Source organism: Halostagnicola bangensis (assembly GCF_054653435.1).
Map to the genome: position 1 here is coordinate 742058 of NZ_BAAIGG010000002.1, position 19834 is coordinate 761891.

General features: G+C 63.6%; 21 protein-coding genes. 12 read left to right on the forward strand and 9 right to left on the reverse strand.

The genetic code is table 11. The features are described 5' to 3' along the window. Window positions 1-110: 110 nt before the first annotated feature. The 6 genes from ACYQ14_RS05350 to ACYQ14_RS05375 all read left to right on the forward strand — a co-directional run bounded on the left by ACYQ14_RS05350 (window position 111) and on the right by ACYQ14_RS05375 (window position 5345). Window positions 111-506: a DUF7475 family protein gene (locus ACYQ14_RS05350; RefSeq protein ID WP_459885591.1), complete on the forward strand. Its 396-nt coding sequence runs from the start codon at window positions 111-113 to the stop codon at window positions 504-506. Window positions 507-544: 38 nt separating this feature from the next. Next, entirely contained in the window at window positions 545-1318 is a 774-nt protein-coding gene (locus tag ACYQ14_RS05355) for a CDP-alcohol phosphatidyltransferase family protein (protein WP_459885594.1), read from the forward strand. A 316-nt stretch (window positions 1319-1634) separates the two neighbouring features. Beyond that, complete coding sequence (locus ACYQ14_RS05360) at window positions 1635-2663, forward strand: zinc-dependent alcohol dehydrogenase (RefSeq protein ID WP_459885598.1); 1029 nt, start codon at window positions 1635-1637, stop codon at window positions 2661-2663. A gap of 104 nt (window positions 2664-2767) precedes the next feature. After that, window positions 2768-3229, forward strand: coding sequence for a 6-pyruvoyl trahydropterin synthase family protein (locus tag ACYQ14_RS05365; protein ID WP_459885600.1), 462 nt, complete (start codon window positions 2768-2770; stop codon window positions 3227-3229). Window positions 3230-3235: 6 nt separating this feature from the next. Beyond that, window positions 3236-4360, forward strand: coding sequence for a glycosyltransferase family 4 protein (locus ACYQ14_RS05370; protein WP_459885603.1), 1125 nt, complete (start codon window positions 3236-3238; stop codon window positions 4358-4360). A gap of 34 nt (window positions 4361-4394) precedes the next feature. Continuing rightward, window positions 4395-5345 carry a class I SAM-dependent methyltransferase gene (locus ACYQ14_RS05375; RefSeq protein ID WP_459885606.1) on the forward strand — a complete coding sequence of 317 codons (951 nt, stop codon included), beginning with the start codon at window positions 4395-4397 and terminating at the stop codon, window positions 5343-5345. Between the two features lie 50 nt (window positions 5346-5395). Here the strand turns inward: ACYQ14_RS05375 and ACYQ14_RS05380 are convergent, their stop codons facing one another. Continuing rightward, a complete protein-coding gene (locus ACYQ14_RS05380; RefSeq protein ID WP_459885608.1) occupies window positions 5396-6079 on the reverse strand; it encodes a hypothetical protein in 684 nt (227 codons plus the stop codon). Window positions 6080-6194: 115 nt separating this feature from the next. Beyond that, the gene (locus ACYQ14_RS05385; protein ID WP_459885611.1) at window positions 6195-7178 is read right to left on the reverse strand and encodes a nucleotidyltransferase family protein; all 984 of its coding nucleotides are present in this window, start codon (window positions 7176-7178) and stop codon (window positions 6195-6197) included. Between the two features lie 108 nt (window positions 7179-7286). Between ACYQ14_RS05385 and ACYQ14_RS05390 the strand changes: the two genes are divergently transcribed. Both ACYQ14_RS05390 and ACYQ14_RS05395 read left to right on the forward strand, forming a co-directional pair. Beyond that, window positions 7287-7577 carry a transcriptional regulator gene (locus ACYQ14_RS05390; RefSeq protein ID WP_283834411.1) on the forward strand — a complete coding sequence of 97 codons (291 nt, stop codon included), beginning with the start codon at window positions 7287-7289 and terminating at the stop codon, window positions 7575-7577. A 156-nt stretch (window positions 7578-7733) separates the two neighbouring features. After that, the gene (locus ACYQ14_RS05395) at window positions 7734-8096 is read left to right on the forward strand and encodes a DUF7344 domain-containing protein (RefSeq protein WP_459885614.1); all 363 of its coding nucleotides are present in this window, start codon (window positions 7734-7736) and stop codon (window positions 8094-8096) included. Between the two features lie 182 nt (window positions 8097-8278). On the opposite strand, the gene ACYQ14_RS05400 is transcribed toward ACYQ14_RS05395, so the two are convergent. Then, on the reverse strand, window positions 8279-8704 hold the full coding sequence (locus ACYQ14_RS05400) for a Rieske (2Fe-2S) protein (protein ID WP_459885617.1): 426 nt from the start codon (window positions 8702-8704) through the stop codon (window positions 8279-8281). A 249-nt stretch (window positions 8705-8953) separates the two neighbouring features. On the opposite strand from ACYQ14_RS05400, the gene ACYQ14_RS05405 reads away from it, so the two are divergent. Then, window positions 8954-10051: a saccharopine dehydrogenase family protein gene (locus tag ACYQ14_RS05405; protein ID WP_459885620.1), complete on the forward strand. Its 1098-nt coding sequence runs from the start codon at window positions 8954-8956 to the stop codon at window positions 10049-10051. Window positions 10052-10173: 122 nt separating this feature from the next. Here the strand turns inward: ACYQ14_RS05405 and ACYQ14_RS05410 are convergent, their stop codons facing one another. The 5 genes from ACYQ14_RS05410 to ACYQ14_RS05430 all read right to left on the reverse strand — a co-directional run bounded on the left by ACYQ14_RS05410 (window position 10174) and on the right by ACYQ14_RS05430 (window position 15440). Further along, window positions 10174-11097, reverse strand: a complete 924-nt coding sequence (locus ACYQ14_RS05410) for an aminotransferase class IV (protein ID WP_459885623.1) — start codon at window positions 11095-11097, stop codon at window positions 10174-10176. 4 nt (window positions 11098-11101) lie between these two features. Beyond that, window positions 11102-11824, reverse strand: coding sequence for an anthranilate synthase component II (locus ACYQ14_RS05415; protein WP_459885626.1), 723 nt, complete (start codon window positions 11822-11824; stop codon window positions 11102-11104). Further along, the gene (pabB, locus tag ACYQ14_RS05420) at window positions 11817-13517 is read right to left on the reverse strand and encodes an aminodeoxychorismate synthase, component I (protein ID WP_459885629.1); all 1701 of its coding nucleotides are present in this window, start codon (window positions 13515-13517) and stop codon (window positions 11817-11819) included. Before pabB ends, ACYQ14_RS05415 begins: the two co-directional genes overlap by 8 nt. Window positions 13518-13709: 192 nt before the next feature. Beyond that, the gene (locus tag ACYQ14_RS05425; RefSeq protein WP_459885632.1) at window positions 13710-14579 is read right to left on the reverse strand and encodes a helix-hairpin-helix domain-containing protein; all 870 of its coding nucleotides are present in this window, start codon (window positions 14577-14579) and stop codon (window positions 13710-13712) included. A 60-nt stretch (window positions 14580-14639) separates the two neighbouring features. Next, the gene (locus ACYQ14_RS05430) at window positions 14640-15440 is read right to left on the reverse strand and encodes a shikimate dehydrogenase (protein WP_459885635.1); all 801 of its coding nucleotides are present in this window, start codon (window positions 15438-15440) and stop codon (window positions 14640-14642) included. Window positions 15441-15634: 194 nt separating this feature from the next. Between ACYQ14_RS05430 and ACYQ14_RS05435 the strand changes: the two genes are divergently transcribed. The 3 genes from ACYQ14_RS05435 (at window position 15635) to ftsZ (ending at window position 19333) form a co-directional block, all read left to right on the forward strand. Then, window positions 15635-16585, forward strand: a complete 951-nt coding sequence (locus ACYQ14_RS05435) for a calcium/sodium antiporter (RefSeq protein ID WP_459885638.1) — start codon at window positions 15635-15637, stop codon at window positions 16583-16585. 84 nt (window positions 16586-16669) lie between these two features. Beyond that, on the forward strand, window positions 16670-18031 hold the full coding sequence (locus tag ACYQ14_RS05440; protein ID WP_459885641.1) for a D-aminoacyl-tRNA deacylase: 1362 nt from the start codon (window positions 16670-16672) through the stop codon (window positions 18029-18031). 156 nt (window positions 18032-18187) lie between these two features. Next, window positions 18188-19333, forward strand: coding sequence for a cell division protein FtsZ (ftsZ, locus tag ACYQ14_RS05445; RefSeq protein WP_283834430.1), 1146 nt, complete (start codon window positions 18188-18190; stop codon window positions 19331-19333). Window positions 19334-19433: 100 nt separating this feature from the next. Here ftsZ and ACYQ14_RS05450 read toward each other — a convergent pair whose 3' ends face one another. Continuing rightward, complete coding sequence (locus tag ACYQ14_RS05450; RefSeq protein WP_459885644.1) at window positions 19434-19640, reverse strand: hypothetical protein; 207 nt, start codon at window positions 19638-19640, stop codon at window positions 19434-19436. Window positions 19641-19834: the final 194 nt, after the last annotated feature.

The following is a 19834-nucleotide window of genomic DNA, read 5'->3' on the forward strand; positions in this document are numbered from 1 at the left end:
CCAACGAAGGGGGTCCCGCGATGTGAGTGAGCTCCCAAAGAGCCGATAACCACCCAAAGAAGCTTTTCCCGCGTCGTGGATGGGGTCGGTATGGATCGTCTATGGCCGGTATGACTCTCCCCGGCGGTCTCGAGGTAGCGGGGGGAACGCCGATAGAGTGGGCCGCCGTCGCGCTCGTCGTCCTGAGTGGCGGCATCCACCTCGCCCTCGGAATCGCGTTTCTACCGGAACCGATGGCCGTCGCTTTCGTCCTCGCCGGTCTCGGATTCTTCGGCGCGCTGATTCTCTTTTTACTCGGGATTCGACGTCGCGCGCTGTATCTCGCCGGAATTCCGTTCGTCGGCGCACAGGTCGTCATCTGGTACGTGTTCAACCAACCAGCCGGTCTCGGCGACCTCTCGAGCGGCGAAGCCGTCGACAAGGTCGCACAGCTACTGTTGATCGGGATACTCGTCGTTCTGTTGCTCCGCGGCGACGATCGCAATCGAACCAATCGGGCTCCGTGAGCGCTCCCGCCTCGCTCTCCACCAGTTACCGTCCACTCGTGATCAAACTCATACCCGAGACCCGTTCCGCAACGCCGCTCGGACGCTGGCTAACGACCGTTCTCGGCAGCGCGCTCATGGTCGCAGCGGCGCTATCCGCGGTTGGCATCGTCTGGTCGACGGTCCTCACGCTCGAGTTTCTCGGCTGGGTTCTCCTTGTCCTCTGTCTCGAACTGCTCGTGGTGGGTTCGGTGATCGAACGGACGCACCGTCGGATCGGCCACCAGCGGATCACCCTTGCGTCGTGGATCACGATCGCGCGGGCCGGAGCGCTCGCGATGCTGGTCGGCTTCCTCGTCGTCGGACCAACAACGGAGCGGATGGCCTGGGTGCCGAGCATACTCTTCGGAATCGCCGCGGTTCTCGACGGCGTCGACGGAGCGATCGCCCGCGCGACCGAGTCGGTAACCGAACTCGGCGGCCGCCTCGATACCGAGGTCGACGCGCTGACGACGCTCGTCGGCGCGAGCGCGGTCGTCGCCGCGGGGACGGCCCCGATCGCCTTCATCGCGGTCGGGGTCGCGCGGTACGCGTTCGCTCTCGGTCTCTGGTGGCGACGCCGTCGGGGACGACCGGTTCGGGAGCTACCGCCGAATCGGGCCAGAGCGCCGCTCTCCGTGGTCACCCTGCTCGCGATCTGGATCGCGTTTCTTCCGGTCGTAGACGAGCGCGTCTCAATGGCGCTCACCGCCGCCGTCGCGATCCCGTTCTTGCTCAACTTCGCAATCGATTGGGTGCTCGTTACCAGACGATCCGGGAGACGAACCGGTTGACTCGAGCGGAACAGGACTGCTCGATCCGAAGACGGCGTCCGATGCGCCGGAAACGACTTCCGTTGCCCCGGAAACGACTTCCGTTGCCCCGGAAACGACTTCCGTTGCCCCGGATACGGCCTGCGGATTCGATCGGAGTCAGTCGCGCCCGCCGAAGACGTTTGGCCGTCCCAATCAGTCAAAAACTGCAGTAACGAACCCCTACCAAAGTGGAGCCGTGGGAATGAGCAGACCACTGTGATACTCCCTTCACTCGTTGTTTCTCCGACCGGACCTGCGGTACTGAGAGGCGATTTCTGATGAGGCGACTCGACCGATGACCGCACGCCGACTCGAGTTCATCGGTCCCCGTTCCGTCGAGGTTCGTTCCCGTTCGATTCCCGACCCTGGGCCGGACGAGGTTCGCGTTCGAACGACCCTGTCGGCGATCAGTGCGGGCACCGAGGGACTCATCTACCGCGGCGACGCCCCGAGAGAACTCCCGGCCGACGAGTCGATCGATTCCCTCGAGGGCGATTTTTCCTTCCCGCTCTCCTACGGCTACGCCGCCGTCGGCCGGGTGACCGCCGTCGGTCGCAACGTCTCCGAGGAGTGGCTCCAGCGTCGCGTCTTCGCGTACAATCCACACGAGAGTCACTTCGTTACCGACCCCGAGTCACTGCTCGAGATTCCCGACGCCGTGAGCGCACGCGAGGCGGCCCTCTTCGCGAACGTGGAGTCGGCGGTTTCATTTCTCCTCGACGGCGAACCCCTGATCGGCGAACGCGTCGCGGTCTTCGGCCAGGGCGTTGTCGGCCTCCTGACGACGGCCTTGCTCGCACGGACGCCGATCGAAACGCTGATCGCCGTCGACAGATACGAACGTCGTCGAGCGCTCGCTCGAGAACTCGGAGCCGACCGAACGCTTGAGCCGCCCGTGGACGGGGCGGAGGGAGGCGAGATTCCGGACGCCTTCGAGTCGATCGCCGGCGGGCGAGCGGATCTCACCTACGAGCTCTCGGGGAGTCCGGCCGCCCTCGACGACGCGATCGCGACGACGGGGTTCGACGGCCGGGTGATCGTCGGCTCATGGTACGGCACCAACCCGGTGACGCTCGATCTCGGCGGGCGGTTCCACCGCGATCGGATCGACGTCCGAAGCAGCCAGGTGAGTACGATCCCGCCGAGACACGAGGGCCGCTGGTCGCGCGAACGCCGCCACGCCGTCGCCTGGAATTGGCTCGAGGAACTCGACCTCGACGGACTGTTCACGCATCGACTGTCGCTCGAGCGAGCCGGAGAGGCGTATCGACTGCTCGAAACAAGTCCGGACGAAGCGGTCCAAGTGCTGTTGAGCTACGAATGACAGCCGCTCCCGCACGAACGCACTCCACTCGCGACCCCCCTACCAGCCATCGTCCCCACCCGGCGGGCCACCCGTTTATTGTGCCGGTCGATGTACGCGGGGCCATGTACGAGGTCTCGGTCAGCCGGTCGTTCGTCGCGCAACACGCCCTCACGGTTGCGGAGGCGGGTCCGGAGGGAACTCTCCACTCTCACCAGTACACGGTGACGGCGACCTTCGCCGGGCCGACGCTCGGCGAACACGGCTATCTCGTCGACATCGACGACCTCAACGACGCGGTCGACGCCGCAGTCGGCCGATTCCGCGACCAATCGTTGAACGAACTCGAGTCCTTCGACGGACGCAATCCAAGCGTCGAACACTTCTCGCGGATCTTCGGCGATCGGCTCCTCGAATCCCTCGAACCGCCAACGGCGACTCGGCTCCGGATCTCGATGGCGGAAGACGATATCGCGACGGTACGTCACGAGCGAGCGCTCGAGTCGGGCACCGATTCGGTGCCGACAGATCACGAGGTAGAGCGGCGCATGCGCGAACGAACACCGGTGGCATCGGACCGGAGCTGATGGCGGATGAACATTGGGCTGGTCGTCTACGGCGATCTCGAGCAAACGTCGGGCGGCTACCGGTACGATAGAAAACTCGTCTCCGCGCTCGAGGCGCGCGGAGACGGCGTCGACGTGATCTCGACCCCTCGACGGTCGTCCCTCCAAAACCTGGCCGACGGATTCTCCCGCTCGCTCCGTACGAGGCTGGATCGGCCGTATGATGTCCTCCTACAGGACGAACTGTGCCACCCGTCGCTTGTGTTCCTCAACTCGCGTCTCGAGCGACCGAATTCGATCGTTTCGATCGTCCACTCGCTTCGCTCCGCGGAGGCGAACGGGATCCGTACTCCGCTCTCTCGAACCATAGAGCGACGGTATCTCGAGAGCGTGGACGCGGCGGTCTGTACGAGCCGAGACACGCGCGATCGGACGGTGGCGCTCGCGAATCTTCCAGCGACCGTCGCACTCCCGGGTGGCCGCGTCGAGGGTGCGGGCGTTCCGACAGCTCGAGTGAGCAGGCGAGCCACGAACGCCGCCGACCCGCTTCGAGTGACGTTCATCGGAAACGTGATCCGCCGAAAGCGCGCCAGAGCGGTGGTATCCGCGCTCGGCCGAGCTAACTGCGAGTGGCGGTTGACCGTCGTCGGAAGTCTCGAGGAAGAGCCGGCCTACGCCCGGTCGGTGGTCGCCGAGGTCCGCGATTGCGGCGTCGAGGACCGGGTGACCTTTACCGGCAGGGTGACCGATTCTGAACTCGAGCGCGTCCTCGAGCGAAGCCACGTCCTCGCGGTTCCCGCTCGCTACGAAGGGTTCGGGATGGTCCACCTCGAGGCGATGGAGTACGGCGTCGTGCCAATTGCGGGCACGGTCGGCGGAGCAGACGAGTTCGTCGACCACGGTCGAAACGGATTCCTCGTCGACCCGTCTCGCCCGTCGGCGATCACCGCGATAGTCGAGCATCTCGAGGCCGACAGAGACCGCCTCGCGGCACTCGGTGTGGCGGCGCTGGAGACCGCGGTGAAACACCCGACCTGGGCGGAGACGATGACTCGAGTTCGATCGTTTCTGATCGAACGGGCGTCGGACTCGGACCGCTCCGAACCCGGATCGGCTCCGCGGTCGACCCTCGAGTCGGAGTCGTCCCCGTGACAAAAACATCAACCCCCACATCAGTATCATCACCATGACACAGTCACTGCAAACGTACCTCGAGCACAAACGTACCGTCGACGACCGCGCGCTCAACGGCCGGGTCTGGTCGGCGTTCGTCGACGGCCTCGCGGAACTCGCGGCGTTCGAGGACTCGAACGGCCGACCGAACGAACCAGTTCGAGTTCTCGAGATCGGCGGCGGAGTCGGGACGATGATCGCGCGACTCGCCGAGCGGGACGCGCTGGTGCCGTCGGTCTCCTATCGGCTGGTCGACCTCGACGAACGGAACGTCGAGTATGCCCGACAACACCTGCCGGAGTGGCTCGAGGAAGCCGGATACGAGGTCGAACGGAGCCGATCGAGCGTGTTGGCTCGATCGACAGGCGAACGGAGCGCCGATCGAACGGTCGAGGTACACCTCGAGGCGGGCGATGCGTTCGAAGCTCCCGATCGAGACGGCGAACGTTCGGAGGCGGACGCCGTCATCGCGAGCGCCGTTCTCGACACCGTCGACCTCGAGTACGCGCTGGGTCGAATTCCGGATCTGCTCCGAACCGGCGGACTGTTGTACGCGCCGATCACCTACGACGGGACGACGACGTTCTCGCCCCCCGATCCGCTCGACGAGCGGCTCACGGAGCTGTACAACCGCCACATGGACGAGATTCGGGACCGACCGGGAAGCAGTCGGGCGGGGCGAGAACTGTTCGCGGCCCTCGACCGACCTGGGAGCGAGTTCGACCTCCTCGAGGTCGGCGGCTCCGACTGGATCGTCCGACCCCGCGACGGGACGTACCCGGCCGACGAAAAGGCGTTCCTCCGACAGCTTCTCGAGACGATCGACGGGGCGCTGGCGGCGTATCCGGAGACGGCGCTCGCACCAACGGATCGACAGCGGTGGGTCGATACGCGGCTGTCCCAACTCGAGCGAGGCGAACTCAGTCTGATCGCGCGCCACCTCGACGTGCTGGCTCGTCTGTGAGAGACTTCCTCTGCAAGCGAGCCGGGAAGCCGCGTGGTATCCGGACGGAATTACTCGCCGACGGCGGTCCGCTCGGCGTCGGTCGCCCCTAACCACCACGCGATTCGATCGATTTCGAGGCGACGAAACGACGTCTTCATCGCGAGCCACTCACAGGATGCAATCGCACGGAGCGGATTCGACGCGTCGAGTGCCGGCGAATCGATTTCGGTAGAGAGCGACTCGAGAAACGCCTCGACCGCAGGATCCGGTTTGACCGTGTCGACGCCGGCGAGGATCCGGAGGTACTGCACGCTCGAGGGGCCGACGCCGGAGATATCGCCGATCGGGTCGGCTTCGTACCGGTAGATGTCCACCTCGGCCGCCCAGGCCTGCAACGATTCGAGGTCGCCGTCCTCCGGACGACGCTCGAGTCGATCGGCAATCTCGAGTAGCACGTGGCGTTTGCGCCGAGCGCCGACGGCTTCGACGAGGTCGTCGTCCTCGAGCGTGAGCGACGCGAGATCCGATAGGGACGCGAGCCGACCGCTCTCGATGAACGAGTCGCGAAATCGCTCGACGGTCGGCTGGATCCCGCCGGTGAAGCTCTGGCCGGTCGTCGAAGCGGCGGCCTCCGTGACCAGAAGGAGTGGGTTGGATCCGGTGAATCGACCGAACTCCAGAAACGCGTCTGCGAGCGCCTTGTAGGGTATCCCTTCCGCGCGTCGCTCGAGGATCGCCTCGACGCTACTCATACTGTTCGCTCGAGGGAATTCAGGTTGGAACGAAATAGTCCTATTGGCGAATCGAAGTCGGGGGTGGACGTTGCTCGAGGGAGCAACTGGCGAAGCGTACGAAGCGAGCCAGGGCCTACTCGAGGCCCTCCGGGGCGTGGTTCGTGATCGTCGTGTGTGCGCCGATGAGCGCACCCGCCAGATCCAAGTTCTCGAGGTGGGTCCCCTCGTCGATGATCGAGCGACGAATATCGCCGTTTCGAACCGTGGCGTTGGGGAAGATGACGGCGTGGTCGAGATCCGTCTCCTCGAGCGTCGCGCCGTCCATTACGTGAACGTTGTCGCCGATCGTGGCGTTCTCGAGGGTGGCCGTGTCGGCGATCATCGACTTCCCGTCGAGGTGCCAGGCGACTGCGTTGAGGTAACTCTCCGGCGTCCCGATGTCGAACCACGCGTCCTCGAACGTGTAGGCGTGCGTTTGCACCCGGTTCTGGAGCCACTGAACGAACCAGCCCGGCTCGTCCGGGTTGTTGCCGTCCTCGAGGTACGTTCCGAGGAGCGACAGCGCATCTTGGGGAAACGCATAGCACGCAATAGAGACGAGCGTGCTCTTCGGGTCGTCGGGTTTTTCCTGAAAGTCCACGACTCGATCGCCCTCGAGTTCGACCAGGCCGTAGGACGACGCCTTCTCTCTCGAGCCGACGTCGTAGGCGGCGAGCGTCGGCGTCTCCTTTCGTTCGAAGTAATCGAGGAAGTCGGAAACGTCGAAGCTGATCAGGTTGTCGCCGGCGATGACGAGCAGATCGTCGTCGACTTCTTCTCGTTCGACGAGTTGGGCGAGCGCGCCGACGACGCCGAACTTGTCGGCTTCTTCGCTGGTATCTTCGATGGAGAGGCGGGGCTTTTCGAACTCGCTTGCTGCGAGATGGGTCTCGAAATCCGGCGCGAACCGTTCGTTCGTGCTCACGTAGACTTCGTCGATCCGATCGTCGTTCTCGAGGGACTGAAAGATCCGATCGATGACGGTGGAGTCGCCGATGGGGAGGAACATCTTGGGCCGATGTTTCGTAATCGGCCACATCCGGGTCGCGTACCCACCTGCAAGGACGACGGCCTTCATGGCACGGATTTCACCGGCTGGATGTAAGTCACTTACCCTTTCTACAGTTTCAGACCGCCCATCGAGCGAATACCAACACGTAAGCCGTCCCGGACACTCCAAGTAACTATGCGAGAGGCAGACGAAACGACCCGACAGCGTCTCGCAGACGCCCTCCGAAAAGACGCTGCGACGCCGAGCGAGTTGGCAGTTCAACTGGATCTAACACCCAATTCGATCGTTCGACACGCCAAACACGTCGCTCGATCGGTCGACGGCGACGGCGAGGAGTTTCTCGTGGCACCGCCGACGTGTCGCGATTGCGGGTTCGACGACTACGACGACCTGCTCAACCTTCCGTCGCGGTGTCCCTCCTGCAAGAGCGAGTCGATAGCCGAACCGACCTTCACTATCGAATGAGTATCGCTCGTTCAGCTACGTCCGGTACATTCAGCCGAAAGATGCTCTCCCTCTCGAGACAGTATCGAGAAGCGAACGGAGATGGTATCGTTTCGACACTAATATTTAGCGTGCAGGCTAGAAGTTGCACGTGACCCGCCGCGGCTCGAGGAATCCATGACTACGCCAGCCCACTCAACGACCGACTGCGCCGAGTTCGTCCTGGCAGCACTCGACTGGCTCGACTCGCAGGACGCCCAATCGGGGACAGTCGACGAGGCGTTCGAACTGCTCACCGACCAGCGACGACGACTCTTCCTCGAGGTGATGCAAAACTACGGCGAATCCATTACGCTTCCCGACGCGGCGGAGGAAGTCGCGAAGCGAGAAGCCGGCCAGCCCGTCTCGGAGCTACCGGCCCAACGGGTTGCCAACGTCTACATTTCGCTGTATCACGACCACCTCCCGCGGCTCGTCGAGTTCGATTTAGTCGAGTACAATCAGGACCGGGATCTCGTTTCGCCGGGGCCGCTTCGGTAGTCGGAGTGGTGAGATCGTACCGTTGGCCGGTTCGACTGTGGTGACCGATTCTCCGCAGAGACATCCGTCAGCGTTTCATAGGGCCGGTTGTCCCTGTTTACCGGTTCGTCGCCAGAGCGGGGTGCCGACTGGCCGGAACTGACTGACAACCGACCGTATCAAGCGGTGGACCAACAGGTCGATCAGAACTCGACATTCGACGTCGACGTGCGATCGACTTCGTCCTCCGGAATCGGACCGGGACCCAGAAAGTCGTAGGAATCGTCGGTGAGATAGACGTCGCCGTCGTCAACGGTCACCTCGAGATCGGGAAGATAGGCTCCTTCGCAGGGCCCGAACGTGCACACGCCGGAATCCGCTTCGAAGTACGCGCCGTGGTTCTCGCAAATTATCTCGCCGTTTCGCATCGCCGCCCCCGACCCCTTGTCGAGTTTGATGTGTGTAAAGTGTTGACAGTAGTTTAGCCAGCACTCGAGACCGCCGTCCTGTCGAACGAGGATCGCCTCCTGAACCTCGTTCGCATCGCCATCGGTCTCGACGACGCGAAACACGTATGTCGACTCGTTGGGAGCGGCCTCGAGTCCGGTGATACGGCGCGTTGGGTCCATTCAGTATCCGGTTTTTGTCGGATCGTGGTGAACGTTACGGACCCGATTCGATAAACCGAACGGGCCGGCGAGCGGGGCTGGGGCTTTCAGAGTTGTTATCCGCTGAAACCCACCAATACAAAAGAGCGGGGGAGCGCTTCCAAGCGGACCAAACTCCAAAATCCAGTCGAACATTTCGAGACACACCGCACATTAGTTACGCCATATTGTCTGACTAAACTTTAACCAGCTCCTCTCCAATGACAGTCTATGGAGAGGCTCCTCATCTACGGCTCGTACGGTTACACGGGCCGACTGATCGTCCGGGAGGCCGTTTCGCGAGGCGAATCGCCGACAATCGCCGGCCGGGACGGAAAGCAGGTGAGCGAACAGGCCCACGAGAACGATCTCGAGGGGCGAACGTTCTCCCTCGAGGCCGACATGGCGTCCCACCTCGCCGAGTTCGACGCCGTCCTGAACTGTGCCGGGCCGTTCGTCGAAACAGCCGAGCCGCTGGTCGAAGCGTGTCTCGAGACGGGAACGGACTATCTGGACATCACGGGTGAGTTTCGCGTCTTCGATCGGATACGACGCCAGGACGACCGCGCTCGAGAAAGGGGGATTACCCTGCTTCCGGGGGTCGGATTCGACGTGGTTGCGTCCGACTGCCTGGCCGCGTTTCTCTCCGAGCGACTGCCGAGCGCGGACGAACTCGCGATCGGCGTGGCGGGGATGGATTCGCGCCGCGGAATTCCCGCGCCGGGAGACGTATCACGCGGCACGGCGAAGACGCTCTTCAGCGGGAGCGCAACCACTAACGTCATCCGCAAAAGCGGCTCGCTCGTCCGGGTACCGATCGGCTTTCGAAGCCGAAAGATCGACTTCGGCGACGGCCCCGAACACGCGGTGACGATCCCGCTCGGGGACGTAGTCACCGCCGCTCAGACGACCGGCATCGAGAACGTCGAGGTGTACGCCGCCATGCCCTCGTGGACCGACCCGGCGATGTCGGCCCTCGGGTCGGCCGCCTGGCTCCTCGAGAGTCGCCCGGTGCAAACACTGGCAGAGCCGGCGATCGACGCGCTGATCGACGGACCCGGCGAATCAACGCTCGAGAGCGGCGAAACCGTCGTCTGGGGCGAAGTCCGAAACGGGGAACGAACCGTACGGGGCCGGATTCGAACGCCGAACCCGTACGCGTTGACCGCAAAATCAGCCGTCGAGGCCGCGAGAAGAGTCCTCGAGGGAACAGTTCCGTCGGGGGCACAGACCCCGGCTAACGCGTTCGGGTCCGAGTTCGTCCTCGAGTGTTCCGACAGCGAACGGGAGCTCCTCGAGTCCCCGGCGGTCGTTGACGTTGAGAGCTAATTGCTCGAGTGCCGTCGAGCGGTTCGGAACGCGTGCCGAGCAAGTCAACCGAGCCGTCAGTACCAGTTAACCAACCTGTCAGTACCAGTCAATCAAGCCGTCAGTACCAGTTAACCAACCTGTCAGTAACACTGCGTCTCGACGCGTTCGTCGTACGCCCGCGAGAGCGTCTCGAGAACCCTCCCGCCGTCGTTCCCTCGGTTGCCGCCGGTTCCGTTGCTCTCGGCCCCGTCACCGCCGACGGCTCCCCCATCGAACGAGCCGACGGGTCGCAGTTCCCACGTCGTATTCGTCAGGAACACGCTATCGGCGTTTCGGAGCCTCTCGGGCGTATATCGCCCCTCCTCGACGGGGACGCCAATTTTCTCAGCGCATTCGAGAACGACGCGCCGTGTGATCCCCGGGAGAACGGGGCCGTCGGTCGTCGGCGTGTACAACGTGGCGTCCTCGACGAAGAAGACGTTGCTCGTCGCTCCTTCAGCGACGAATCCCTCGCCGTCACAGAGGAGCGCCTCGTCGCCGTCCTCGAGTTCCTGTCGCGCCAGAATCCCGTTGAGGTAGTTGTGGGTCTTCGCCGAAGCGGGCACTGCTTCGTCGGGAATCCGCCGAGTGTCGACCGTCTCGAGAATAGCGGGCTCGTCCCAGACCGGTTCGCCGTCGATTCCACCTCGCGGAAGCGACCCGACGTAGACGACGACTGTCGGGTCGACGGCGGGATCGGGCGTCAGCTTGCCAGGCTGGACGCCGCGGGTGATCGAGAGCCTAACGTAGGCGTCCTCGAGTTCGTTGGCCGACAGCGTCTCGTCGATTCGCGATCGAAGGTCCACCCTCGAGAGCCCGTGGTTGAGCCCGAGCGCGTCGCAGGTTTCCTCAAGCCGATCCGCGTGGGCGTCCCACTCGAAAACCGTGCCGCCGTAGGCGCGGAGCGTCTCGAACGCGGCGTCGCCGTATCGAAAGCCCCGATCGTCGACGCGGACGGTCGCCTTCGATGCAGGGACGAGGTCGCCGTCGACGTGATAGGTTACTTCTTCGGATGGTTCGGACATCGTGTTACCTCGAGTCACCCCCGCTTGATTCTGCGGTTCGCTCCGTATTTTCCGCCGCAAACGTACAGAAGTTCCGGATCAGTCGTTTCCCGACCTCGAGCGAGATCGATTCGCCTCGAGTCCGAACATTACGGCTCCCGTTTTCGGAAGCTCTCTCACCCTCCTTCCTGACCTCCGAATCGGCTTCTCGAGTCAGGATGCTCTCGGGATGGAACTGCACGCCGATGTGGGGTTTCTCGCGATGGCGAACGCCCATCAACACCCCGCGCTCGTCGGCCGTGCTGGCGGTTTCCTCGAGCGCGTCGGGAAGCTCCCCGCGTTCGACCGCGAGCGAGTGATAGCGCCCGACTCGAAACGGTTCGGGGACGCCCGCGAAAATCCCTTCCCCGTCGTGGGTGACGAGCGAGGGTTTCCCGTGAACGACCTCGGGCGCGTGGACGACCGCCGATCCGTTAGCCGCACAGAGTGCTTGATGTCCCAAACAGACGCCGAGAACCGGATACTCGGTTTCCGCGAACAGCGGAATCGAAATCCCCGCCTCCGCGGGCGTTCCCGGTCCCGGCGAGACGACGATCCCGGTCGGGTCGAGCCGCGAAACGTCCTCGAGGTCGATCTCGTCGTTCCGCTTTACGACGACCTCGTCGGCGACTTCGCCGACATACTGGACGAGGTTGTACGCGAACGAGTCGTAGTTGTCGACGACGAGAATCGTCGTTCGATCACTCATCTTGATCACCCTCCGGCTCTCCAATGTCGCTCTCGAGTTCTTCAGCATCACCGACGCTCTCGAACACTCCATCGTCCCGATCCAGCTCCTCGCCATCACCGCCGCTCTCGAGTCCCATCTCGGCTCGCTCCCCGAGGGCCTCGTCGACGGCGGTCAACAGCGCTCGAGCTTTGTCGAGAGTTTCGTCGTACTCCCGATCGGGAACCGAGTCCTCGACGATACCCGCGCCGACCCGGAGGTGATACTCGTCGCCGTGGCGAACGAGGGTTCGAATCACGATGTTCAGCGTGGCGCGACCGTCGAAGCCGAAAATGCCCACGCTTCCCGTGTAGGGCCCCCGTCGGGTTGCCTCGAGTTCGTCGATGATCGCCATCGTTCGGGGCTTTGGAGCGCCGGTGATCGTCCCGCCGGGGAAGACCGCCGCGATCGCGTCGGCGAGCGATTCGCCCTCCCGAAGCCGTCCGGTGACTTCCGAGACGAGGTGCATAACTTCCGAGTAGCGATCGACGCGACGGTACTCCTCGACGTCGACGGAGCCGTAGGCACAGACCTTCCCGAGGTCGTTTCGCTCGAGGTCGACCAACATCGCGTGCTCGGCACGCTCTTTCTCGTCGCCGAGGATGTCCGCCTCGAGCGCTCGATCTTCCTCGGCCGTCTCGCCCCGGGGCCGGGTCCCGGCGATTGGTTCGGTTCGAACGAACGAGCCCTCGCGCTCGAGCAGGAGCTCCGGGCTCGCGCTCACCAGATCCGCGGCGCGGAACTCGAGCAGACAGGAGTACGGAGCCGGGTTCACGCGCCGGAGCGCGTCGTAGGCCGCGACGGGATGGACCGCGGCGGGTGCTGTGAGTCGCTGCGAGATGTTCGCCTGGAACGTATCGCCGTCGCGGACGTACTCCTTGACTCGGCACACGCGACCGGCGAAGGCGTCACGTCCGCAATCGCTCTCGAACGTCGCCTCCGGTGTCGAGACGGGCGGCTCGAGTGAATCGATCTCGCCCTCGAGCGCGTCCCGTGTGAGTTCTAGCGCGCGATCCCGGCCGCGTTCGTACGCGGACTCGATGGCGTCGTCCGCGACGGCTTTTCCGCCAGCTTCGATATCGCCGTCGGGATCGATTCGCGGACAGGCGGTCACGCGGAGCGTAACCTCGCCGTCGGTCGGTTCCTCCCAGGCGGCGAGACGGTCGTAGAATTCCACCTCGAGTTGTGGCAGGTCTCTATCGTCGACGGCGGATTCGGGAAGTTCTTCGAGTTCGCGCACGATATCGTAGGAAAGCCAGCCGATCGCTCCACAGGGGTAAGGAACTGTACAGTCGCCACGAACGAGCTGATCGCCCTCGAGCAGTCCCTCGAGAGCGGCGAGTGTGGGAGACGATGACTGATCGTCGTCTCCGTCTCGGATCGCGGCCGCCCGGCTAACGGTGAGTCTGTCGACCGGATCGACGCCGAAATAGCCCCAGCCGGGTTGTCCGCCGGTCGTCTCGAGGAACGCACCGCCAGCCCCCTCACGCGCTCGTCGATACGCCAGAAACGGATCGTCGACGGGAACGCGAACTTCGATCGGAACGCGAACGCCACCCCGAACGCCCGTCGTCTCGACTCCCTCACTCGTTTCGCCTCGGGCCGCCCGCTGTAGTTCGGATCGAACGGTCTCTCGAACGGACTCGAGCGATGTCACGACCCGCGGCGCAGTCATACGTGCGGGAACGAGTCACCGAACTAATCATCTTGCGGTTTCGGGAACGATTGCAGGAAAGAAGCGGGCGGACTCTGTGGAATCCAGATGGGAACACAACTCGTCGGGAGACAGCGGGTCGTCTCGAGGAGAGACGGGTCAAATTGACTGCTGTAACGCGCCAAAGCGACCTGAACACGCCAAACTGATGGTTTATCGGACCTGCGCTCTGTCGATCCAACCCTGCAGTCGTGTCTCCGAGATATCCGTTTTGTCGGCCAGTTCCGCTGCGTCGGCTTCCGCGAGCGCTTCGACGGTTTCGACACCCGCCTCGGTGAGTCGGTCCGCGTAGGCCGGACCGATTCCCTTGATCGAGTCGGTCGGCTCGCCGTCGACAGCCGCCTCAGACGCCGCCGATTCGGCCTCGTCATCAGATTCGGAGTCGGCGGCTTGCTCGTCTTCCGCCGGCGTCTTGTCGGCCGTCGGCGTCGCATCGGCTTCGGTCGGGCCGGTCGCTTCGGCAGGCTCTGCGGCCTCGGCCGCCGAGTCCGGCGATTGGGTCATCGAATCGGTCGAACTCGAGGCCGCGGTGCCGGCCGCCGCGGCGTCCTCGACGGATTCGGAGTCGTCCGGTTCGCCGTCGTCGGATGGAGCCTCGTCCCCGTCGTCCGACACTCCGTCGTCGGTGGTTGTCTCGGCGTCGGTGGCCATCCCGTCGTCGTCTTCGACGGTCTCGGAGTCGTCGCTGGCTTCGGAGTCGTCGACATCGTCCACCTCCGGCGCGGGGTCCTGTTCGCCCTGTTCGGGTGTCTTTTCGGTCGTCGGCGTCGCATCGGCTTCGGTCGGGCCGGTCGCTTCGGCCGGCTCTGCGGCCTCTGCCGTCGAATCGGTCGACTGGGTCATCGAACCGGTCGAACTCGAGGCCGTCGATCCGGCGGCTGCGGCATCGTCAGCCCCGTCCTCGTCGGACTCGCTCTGGGTCCGCTCGCGTTCGACAGTGACCCCGACGTCTCGAGAACGAGCCGATTCGGATCCCGAGTCACCGAGACCGAGCATCGACTTCAGCTTCTGAAGGATTCCCATTAACCGAACATTGTTGATTCGCTCACTTAAACCCGTTCGATCCGGAGACAGGAAAGGGACCTACAGACGGTGTCGGAGGGCCTCGTTCATCGTCTCAACGGGGGCATCCTCCCCGGTCCAGATCTCGAGCGCTTCGACCCCCTGGTAGAGGAGCATCCACGCCCCGTCGATCGTCGTCGCGCCGGCCGCCGCGGCGTCGCGGAGCAGTCTCGTCTCGAGCGGTCGGTAGACCGCGTCCATCACCGCGAGGTCGCCGTGGAGCGCCCCGGCGGGAATCGGCGTCTCGTCCGTCTCCATTCCGACGCTCGTCGCGTTGACCACGATATCGGCGTCGGCGAGTAACTCCTCGAGCGACTCGAGACCGTGTCCCGTTGCGTCCGGGACGACCTCGGCGAGTTCGTGAGCCGTCGACTCGGTTCGATTCGCGATATCGACGGTCGCACCCGCGTCGGCGAGCCCGAACGCGATCGCACGCCCCGCGCCGCCGGCGCCGACGACGACGGCGGTTGAACCCTCGAGTGCAACGTCGTGATCGCGGAGTGCCCTGATCGCCCCGACCGCGTCGGTGTTGTGACCTGTCGGCGTCGGTCTGGAGAAGTCGATCGTGTTGACGGCTCCGATGCGCGTCGCGAGGTCGTCCGCGTCGACGACCTCGAGGACGTCCTGTTTGAACGGGATCGTGACGTTCATTCCCTCGATGCCGAGCGCATCCGCGCCGTCGACCGCGGCCTCGAGATCCTCCGGTTCTGGTTCGAAGGTAACGTATCGTCCCTTGAGGTCGAGTTCGTCGTACGCCGCTTCGTGCATCGGCGGCGAGAGCGAGTGGCCGATGGGGTTTCCGATGATTCCAAAGACGTGCATACCAACGCTCGTGACGGCGGGGATATAACCGGTGTGACTTCGGCAGCGTTTCGTCGCGCTTTCTTGGTTCGCACAATAGACGTTTCAGGGCTGGCGACCACCTGCCTGTGGTCGGCTCCTCGTCGTTGTTCTGGACAGCGGAGACAGCCTTCCATCCGGACAGCTTATACGCCGCTCTCGAGTATGCGAGGCCAATGCCCGTCGGCTCGGAACTCCTCGTTGCTATCGCCCTACTCGCGGCCGGTGTCGTTGTCCTCTACGCGGGTGCAGAGTTGCTCGTGGCCGGTGCAGGGCGGCTCGCGCTCGGGATCGGCCTCCGGGCGGCGACCGTGGGCGTCACCGTAATCGCCTTCGCGACGACCGCGCCCGAACTGTCCGTCGCGATGACCGGCGCGCTCGACGTTTCGACCGATATCGGTCTTGGAACCGTCCTCGGCTCGAACATCGCCAACATCGGACTCGTCCTGGGCGTTTCGGCGCTGATCCACCCGTTGTCGATCAGCGAGGTGGCGATGAAGCGACACGTCCCGTTCATGGTGTTCGCCGCGTTTTTGCTCGTCATCATGGGCGTCGACGGGGTGATCGGTCGCCTCGAGGGAACGATCCTTCTCGGCGTTCTAGTCGGCTTTACCGGCTATCTCGTCTACTCCTCGAGAGCCGACCCGGCACCGGTCGTCGATCACCCCGACGCCGAAGACGGAATCGAGCTCTCCGACGTCGCATCTGTTCTCGGCGGTCTGATTGCACTCGTCGTCGGTTCCCGATGGCTCGTCTCCGGCGGGACCGAACTCATGTCCGCGTTCGGGTTCTCGGATCTCGTCATCGGATTGACGGTGCTCGCGGTCGGGACGTCGCTTCCGGAGCTCGCCGCCTCCGTCGTCGGTGCGGTCCGCGGCGAAACGGAGTTCGCAATCGGAAACGTCGTCGGGTCGAATATCTATAACGTGCTGGCGGTCATCGGCCTTCTCGCCCTTATTACGCCAATTCGAGTCTCCGAGAGCACGCTCCTGTTCGAGTTTCCGATTCTGGTCGTCTTTACCCTCGTTCTGGTCGCGATGATGGGATACGGGCGACGCCTCTCGAGGCTCGATGGAGCCGGTCTCGTCGTCGGGTACGCGGTATTCGTCTACCTCCTGCTCCCCTGAAAACCACCCACGATCTAGCCGAAGTCACGCGACACCACGACCGAAAGCGTCACGTATTCAATCGAGCCCGACCGATTCCGTGGCGTGATCGCTATCGTCGAAAGTCGGGCCGACCGCGCCTCGACCCACATCTGTTCGTTCCTCCTCGAGGAAGGGGACTGGGAGGCCAAGTCGGATGATTCGCGACCGGACGCCGACGGCGGCGGCACCTATTATCGCACCGAGGGGTTCGAACTGCGCTCGTTCGAGACACGTCATCTGGATCTCGAGCGCCCCGCCGGCGCGTTCGAGTGCGACCCCGATCTGCTGGTGTTCGCCTCGAAACACGCCGGCGACACGGGCGCGCTGTTGACCGCACACTTCACCGGCAACTTCGGGCCCGCAGAGTACGGCGGCGACGACTACGCGCTCGCGGAGACATGTCCGAACGCCCACGCGAAACTCCTCGAGGCGTTCGACGAACACGCTCCGGAGGCCTACGACGTGGGAATGGAGTGTACGCACCATGGTCCAACCGATGTCGGCTGTCCCTCGCTGTTCGCAGAACTCGGTAGCGACGAACCGCAGTGGGAGGATCCCGACGGGGCTCGAGCCGTCGCCCGCGCGATTCTCGAGCTCGGAGATCCAGAAAGCCGCGACGTCACACCCCATCGCAAGCGACAGGTCGTGGGGTTCGGCGGCAACCACTACGTCCCGCGATACCAGCGGATCGTCGAGGAAACGCCGTGGGCAGTCGGCCACATCGCCTCGGAGTGGGCCCTCGAGGATATGGGCGACCCCGAACAGCACCGCGACGTGATCGATGCGGCCTTCGAAACTAGCGGAACCGAACTCGCGGTCGTCGAAGGAACGTGGCCGAAACTCGAGAGCGTCATCGATGATTTGGGCTACGAAATCGCGAGCGAAACGTGGCTTCGGGAAGTCGGCGACCGGCCGATCGAGCTCGTCCGCGCGATCGAGTCCGAACTCGTCCCCGTCGAGGAGGGAATCAGGTTCGGCGAGAAGCGAGTTGATCTCGAGGATGGCGAGGCGGCCGACGAGGCGTTTTCAGCGGTCCAGCTTCCGGCGGAGTTGATCGACACTGCGGAAGGAATCGACCCCGATCGGGTCCGCAAGAGCGTGGAGGCGAACACCATCGCGTTCACGACCGAGAACGGGGGCAGTCGAGTTGGATCGACCGCTGCGTTCACCTCGGAGACGGTTCCGCCGGCGCTGATCGAATCACTCGCGAGCGTTCTCGAGGAAAAGTACGACCGAGTTCGACTCGAGGACGAAACCGTCGTTGCGGAGGAGCGAGCGTTCGATCCGGCACTCGCAGCCGAGGCGGGGGTTCCGGAGGGACCGAAGTTCGGCGCGCTCGCGAACGGGTCGTCGGTCACGGTCGACGGCAAAGCTATCAATCCTGAAGACGTTCGTACCGATCGGACAGAGTACTTCCCCTTGTGAATTCATTCTAGCGACGGTAATATGTCCTTACAGCGCCCGTCAGGAAGCTTTTTCGCGATCAGGTGGCCGACACGTAAGAAGCGATTACTGCGTCAGACAGACGGCTGACGTGTAGGGGAAAGGTAATTATGCTCCATCGTTAAGTCAAGGGCAAGGATGGACTCTATAATCGACGATGCCATCGACGAGGCCGAGGAGGGGGAGCCTGAGCACCTCCCCGACGAGGCCGAAGCGGTCGACGGCAATACTTCGGGGACGATGACCGACGACGAACTACTCGACGTACTCGACGATCTCCAGACTGATATTACAGTCGTCGGCTGTGGCGGTGCTGGCGGAAACACCGTCAACCGGATGGGAGAAGAGGGAATTCACGGGGCGAAGCTGGTCGCGGCCAACACCGACGTCCAGCACCTCGTCGAAATCGAAGCCGATACGAAGATTCTGATGGGCGAACAGAAAACCGGCGGCCGCGGGGCAGGCTCACTCCCGCAGGTCGGCGAGGAGGCCGCCCTCGAGAGTCAACAGGATATTTACGACGCGATCGACGGCTCCGATATGGTGTTCGTCACCGCGGGACTCGGCGGCGGAACGGGGACCGGCTCGGCCCCCGTCGTCGCGAAAGCGGCTCGGGAGTCCGGCGCGCTCACGATTTCGATCGTCACGACGCCGTTTACGGCCGAAGGCGAAGTTCGACGAACGAACGCCGAAGCGGGTCTCGAGCGACTTCGAGACGTTTCCGATACGGTCATCGTCGTTCCGAACGACCGCCTGCTCGATTCGGTCGGCAAACTGCCGGTCAAACAGGCGTTCAAGGTCAGCGACGAAGTGCTGATGCGCTCGGTCAAGGGTATTACCGAACTCATCACGAAACCCGGTCTCGTCAACCTGGACTTCGCCGACGTTCGCACCGTGATGGAACGGGGCGGCGTCGCGATGATCGGACTCGGCGAATCCGACTCCGAAGCGAAGGCCGAGGACTCGGTCAAAACTGCGCTCCGCTCTCCGCTTCTCGACGTCGACATTTCGGGCGCTAGCTCCGCGCTCGTCAACGTCACCGGTGGCAACGACATGTCCATCGAAGAGGCCGAAGGCGTCGTCGAAGAGATCTACGACCGCATCGACCCCGACGCGCGCATCATCTGGGGGACCTCGATCGACGAGAGTCTCGAGGGCAGCATGCGAACCATGATCGTCGTAACAGGCGTCGAATCGCCCCAGATTTACGGCCAGCCCAACGGCGAATCCGTCCAGCCACAGGGTGCGAGTGCCGAGGAAGAAGATATCGACTTCGTCGACTGATTCTTCGAAAGCAGATTCGGTTTAGGGCGTGCAGTCAACTCCGAGTAGTCGACCAGCTGTGACCACGTTGTTACGATCTCAAGTCGGAGTGAAGCGGCCGTCAATCGTCGGCCGGATCGGCTTCGGCCCGGTCGTGATCTTCCTCAAGTCGGCGGGAGTACTCGGATTTCATCACGTGAAACGTGAGAAGAAGCGGGAATAACAACAGGGGCCACATCCACGCCGCCAGCACGAGGACGAGCAGGGAGAACTGCACGGCAAAGAGCATGAGGAGGATGTCTTTTTGTCGCCGGGATTCGATCGTCATCTCATGTTGTTTTTTACAGACATGTATATGTACTTCGGTGCCTCTGAGGAGCGGAAAGCGGCTCGAGGCGTGGAATAAAAGTTTGGGTCACGGATTACCGTCCGGGACGAGCTGGTGCGTGTGGCTCGAGCGCACGACTCGAGGCGCGACGCTTCGAAGCCCTTATACTCGCAAGTTGGATAGTTGCACGTGAC

Excerpts from the sequence above, each read along its gene's own strand:
- ACYQ14_RS05350 (WP_459885591.1), top strand. The coding sequence starts at position 111 with ATGACTCTCCCCGGCGGTCTCGAGGTAGCGGGGGGAACGCCGATAGAG.
- ACYQ14_RS05360 (WP_459885598.1), top strand. The coding sequence starts at position 1,635 with ATGACCGCACGCCGACTCGAGTTCATCGGTCCCCGTTCCGTCGAGGTT.
- ACYQ14_RS05365 (WP_459885600.1), top strand. The coding sequence starts at position 2,768 with ATGTACGAGGTCTCGGTCAGCCGGTCGTTCGTCGCGCAACACGCCCTC.
- ACYQ14_RS05370 (WP_459885603.1), top strand. The coding sequence starts at position 3,236 with ATGAACATTGGGCTGGTCGTCTACGGCGATCTCGAGCAAACGTCGGGC.
- ACYQ14_RS05375 (WP_459885606.1), top strand. The coding sequence starts at position 4,395 with ATGACACAGTCACTGCAAACGTACCTCGAGCACAAACGTACCGTCGAC.
- ACYQ14_RS05380 (WP_459885608.1), bottom strand. The coding sequence starts at position 6,079 with ATGAGTAGCGTCGAGGCGATCCTCGAGCGACGCGCGGAAGGGATACCC.
- ACYQ14_RS05385 (WP_459885611.1), bottom strand. The coding sequence starts at position 7,178 with ATGAAGGCCGTCGTCCTTGCAGGTGGGTACGCGACCCGGATGTGGCCG.
- ACYQ14_RS05390 (WP_283834411.1), top strand. The coding sequence starts at position 7,287 with ATGCGAGAGGCAGACGAAACGACCCGACAGCGTCTCGCAGACGCCCTC.
- ACYQ14_RS05395 (WP_459885614.1), top strand. The coding sequence starts at position 7,734 with ATGACTACGCCAGCCCACTCAACGACCGACTGCGCCGAGTTCGTCCTG.
- ACYQ14_RS05400 (WP_459885617.1), bottom strand. The coding sequence starts at position 8,704 with ATGGACCCAACGCGCCGTATCACCGGACTCGAGGCCGCTCCCAACGAG.
- ACYQ14_RS05405 (WP_459885620.1), top strand. The coding sequence starts at position 8,954 with ATGGAGAGGCTCCTCATCTACGGCTCGTACGGTTACACGGGCCGACTG.
- ACYQ14_RS05410 (WP_459885623.1), bottom strand. The coding sequence starts at position 11,097 with ATGTCCGAACCATCCGAAGAAGTAACCTATCACGTCGACGGCGACCTC.
- ACYQ14_RS05415 (WP_459885626.1), bottom strand. The coding sequence starts at position 11,824 with ATGAGTGATCGAACGACGATTCTCGTCGTCGACAACTACGACTCGTTC.
- pabB (WP_459885629.1), bottom strand. The coding sequence starts at position 13,517 with ATGACTGCGCCGCGGGTCGTGACATCGCTCGAGTCCGTTCGAGAGACC.
- ACYQ14_RS05425 (WP_459885632.1), bottom strand. The coding sequence starts at position 14,579 with ATGGGAATCCTTCAGAAGCTGAAGTCGATGCTCGGTCTCGGTGACTCG.
- ACYQ14_RS05430 (WP_459885635.1), bottom strand. The coding sequence starts at position 15,440 with ATGCACGTCTTTGGAATCATCGGAAACCCCATCGGCCACTCGCTCTCG.
- ACYQ14_RS05435 (WP_459885638.1), top strand. The coding sequence starts at position 15,635 with ATGCCCGTCGGCTCGGAACTCCTCGTTGCTATCGCCCTACTCGCGGCC.
- ftsZ (WP_283834430.1), top strand. The coding sequence starts at position 18,188 with ATGGACTCTATAATCGACGATGCCATCGACGAGGCCGAGGAGGGGGAG.
- ACYQ14_RS05450 (WP_459885644.1), bottom strand. The coding sequence starts at position 19,640 with ATGACGATCGAATCCCGGCGACAAAAAGACATCCTCCTCATGCTCTTT.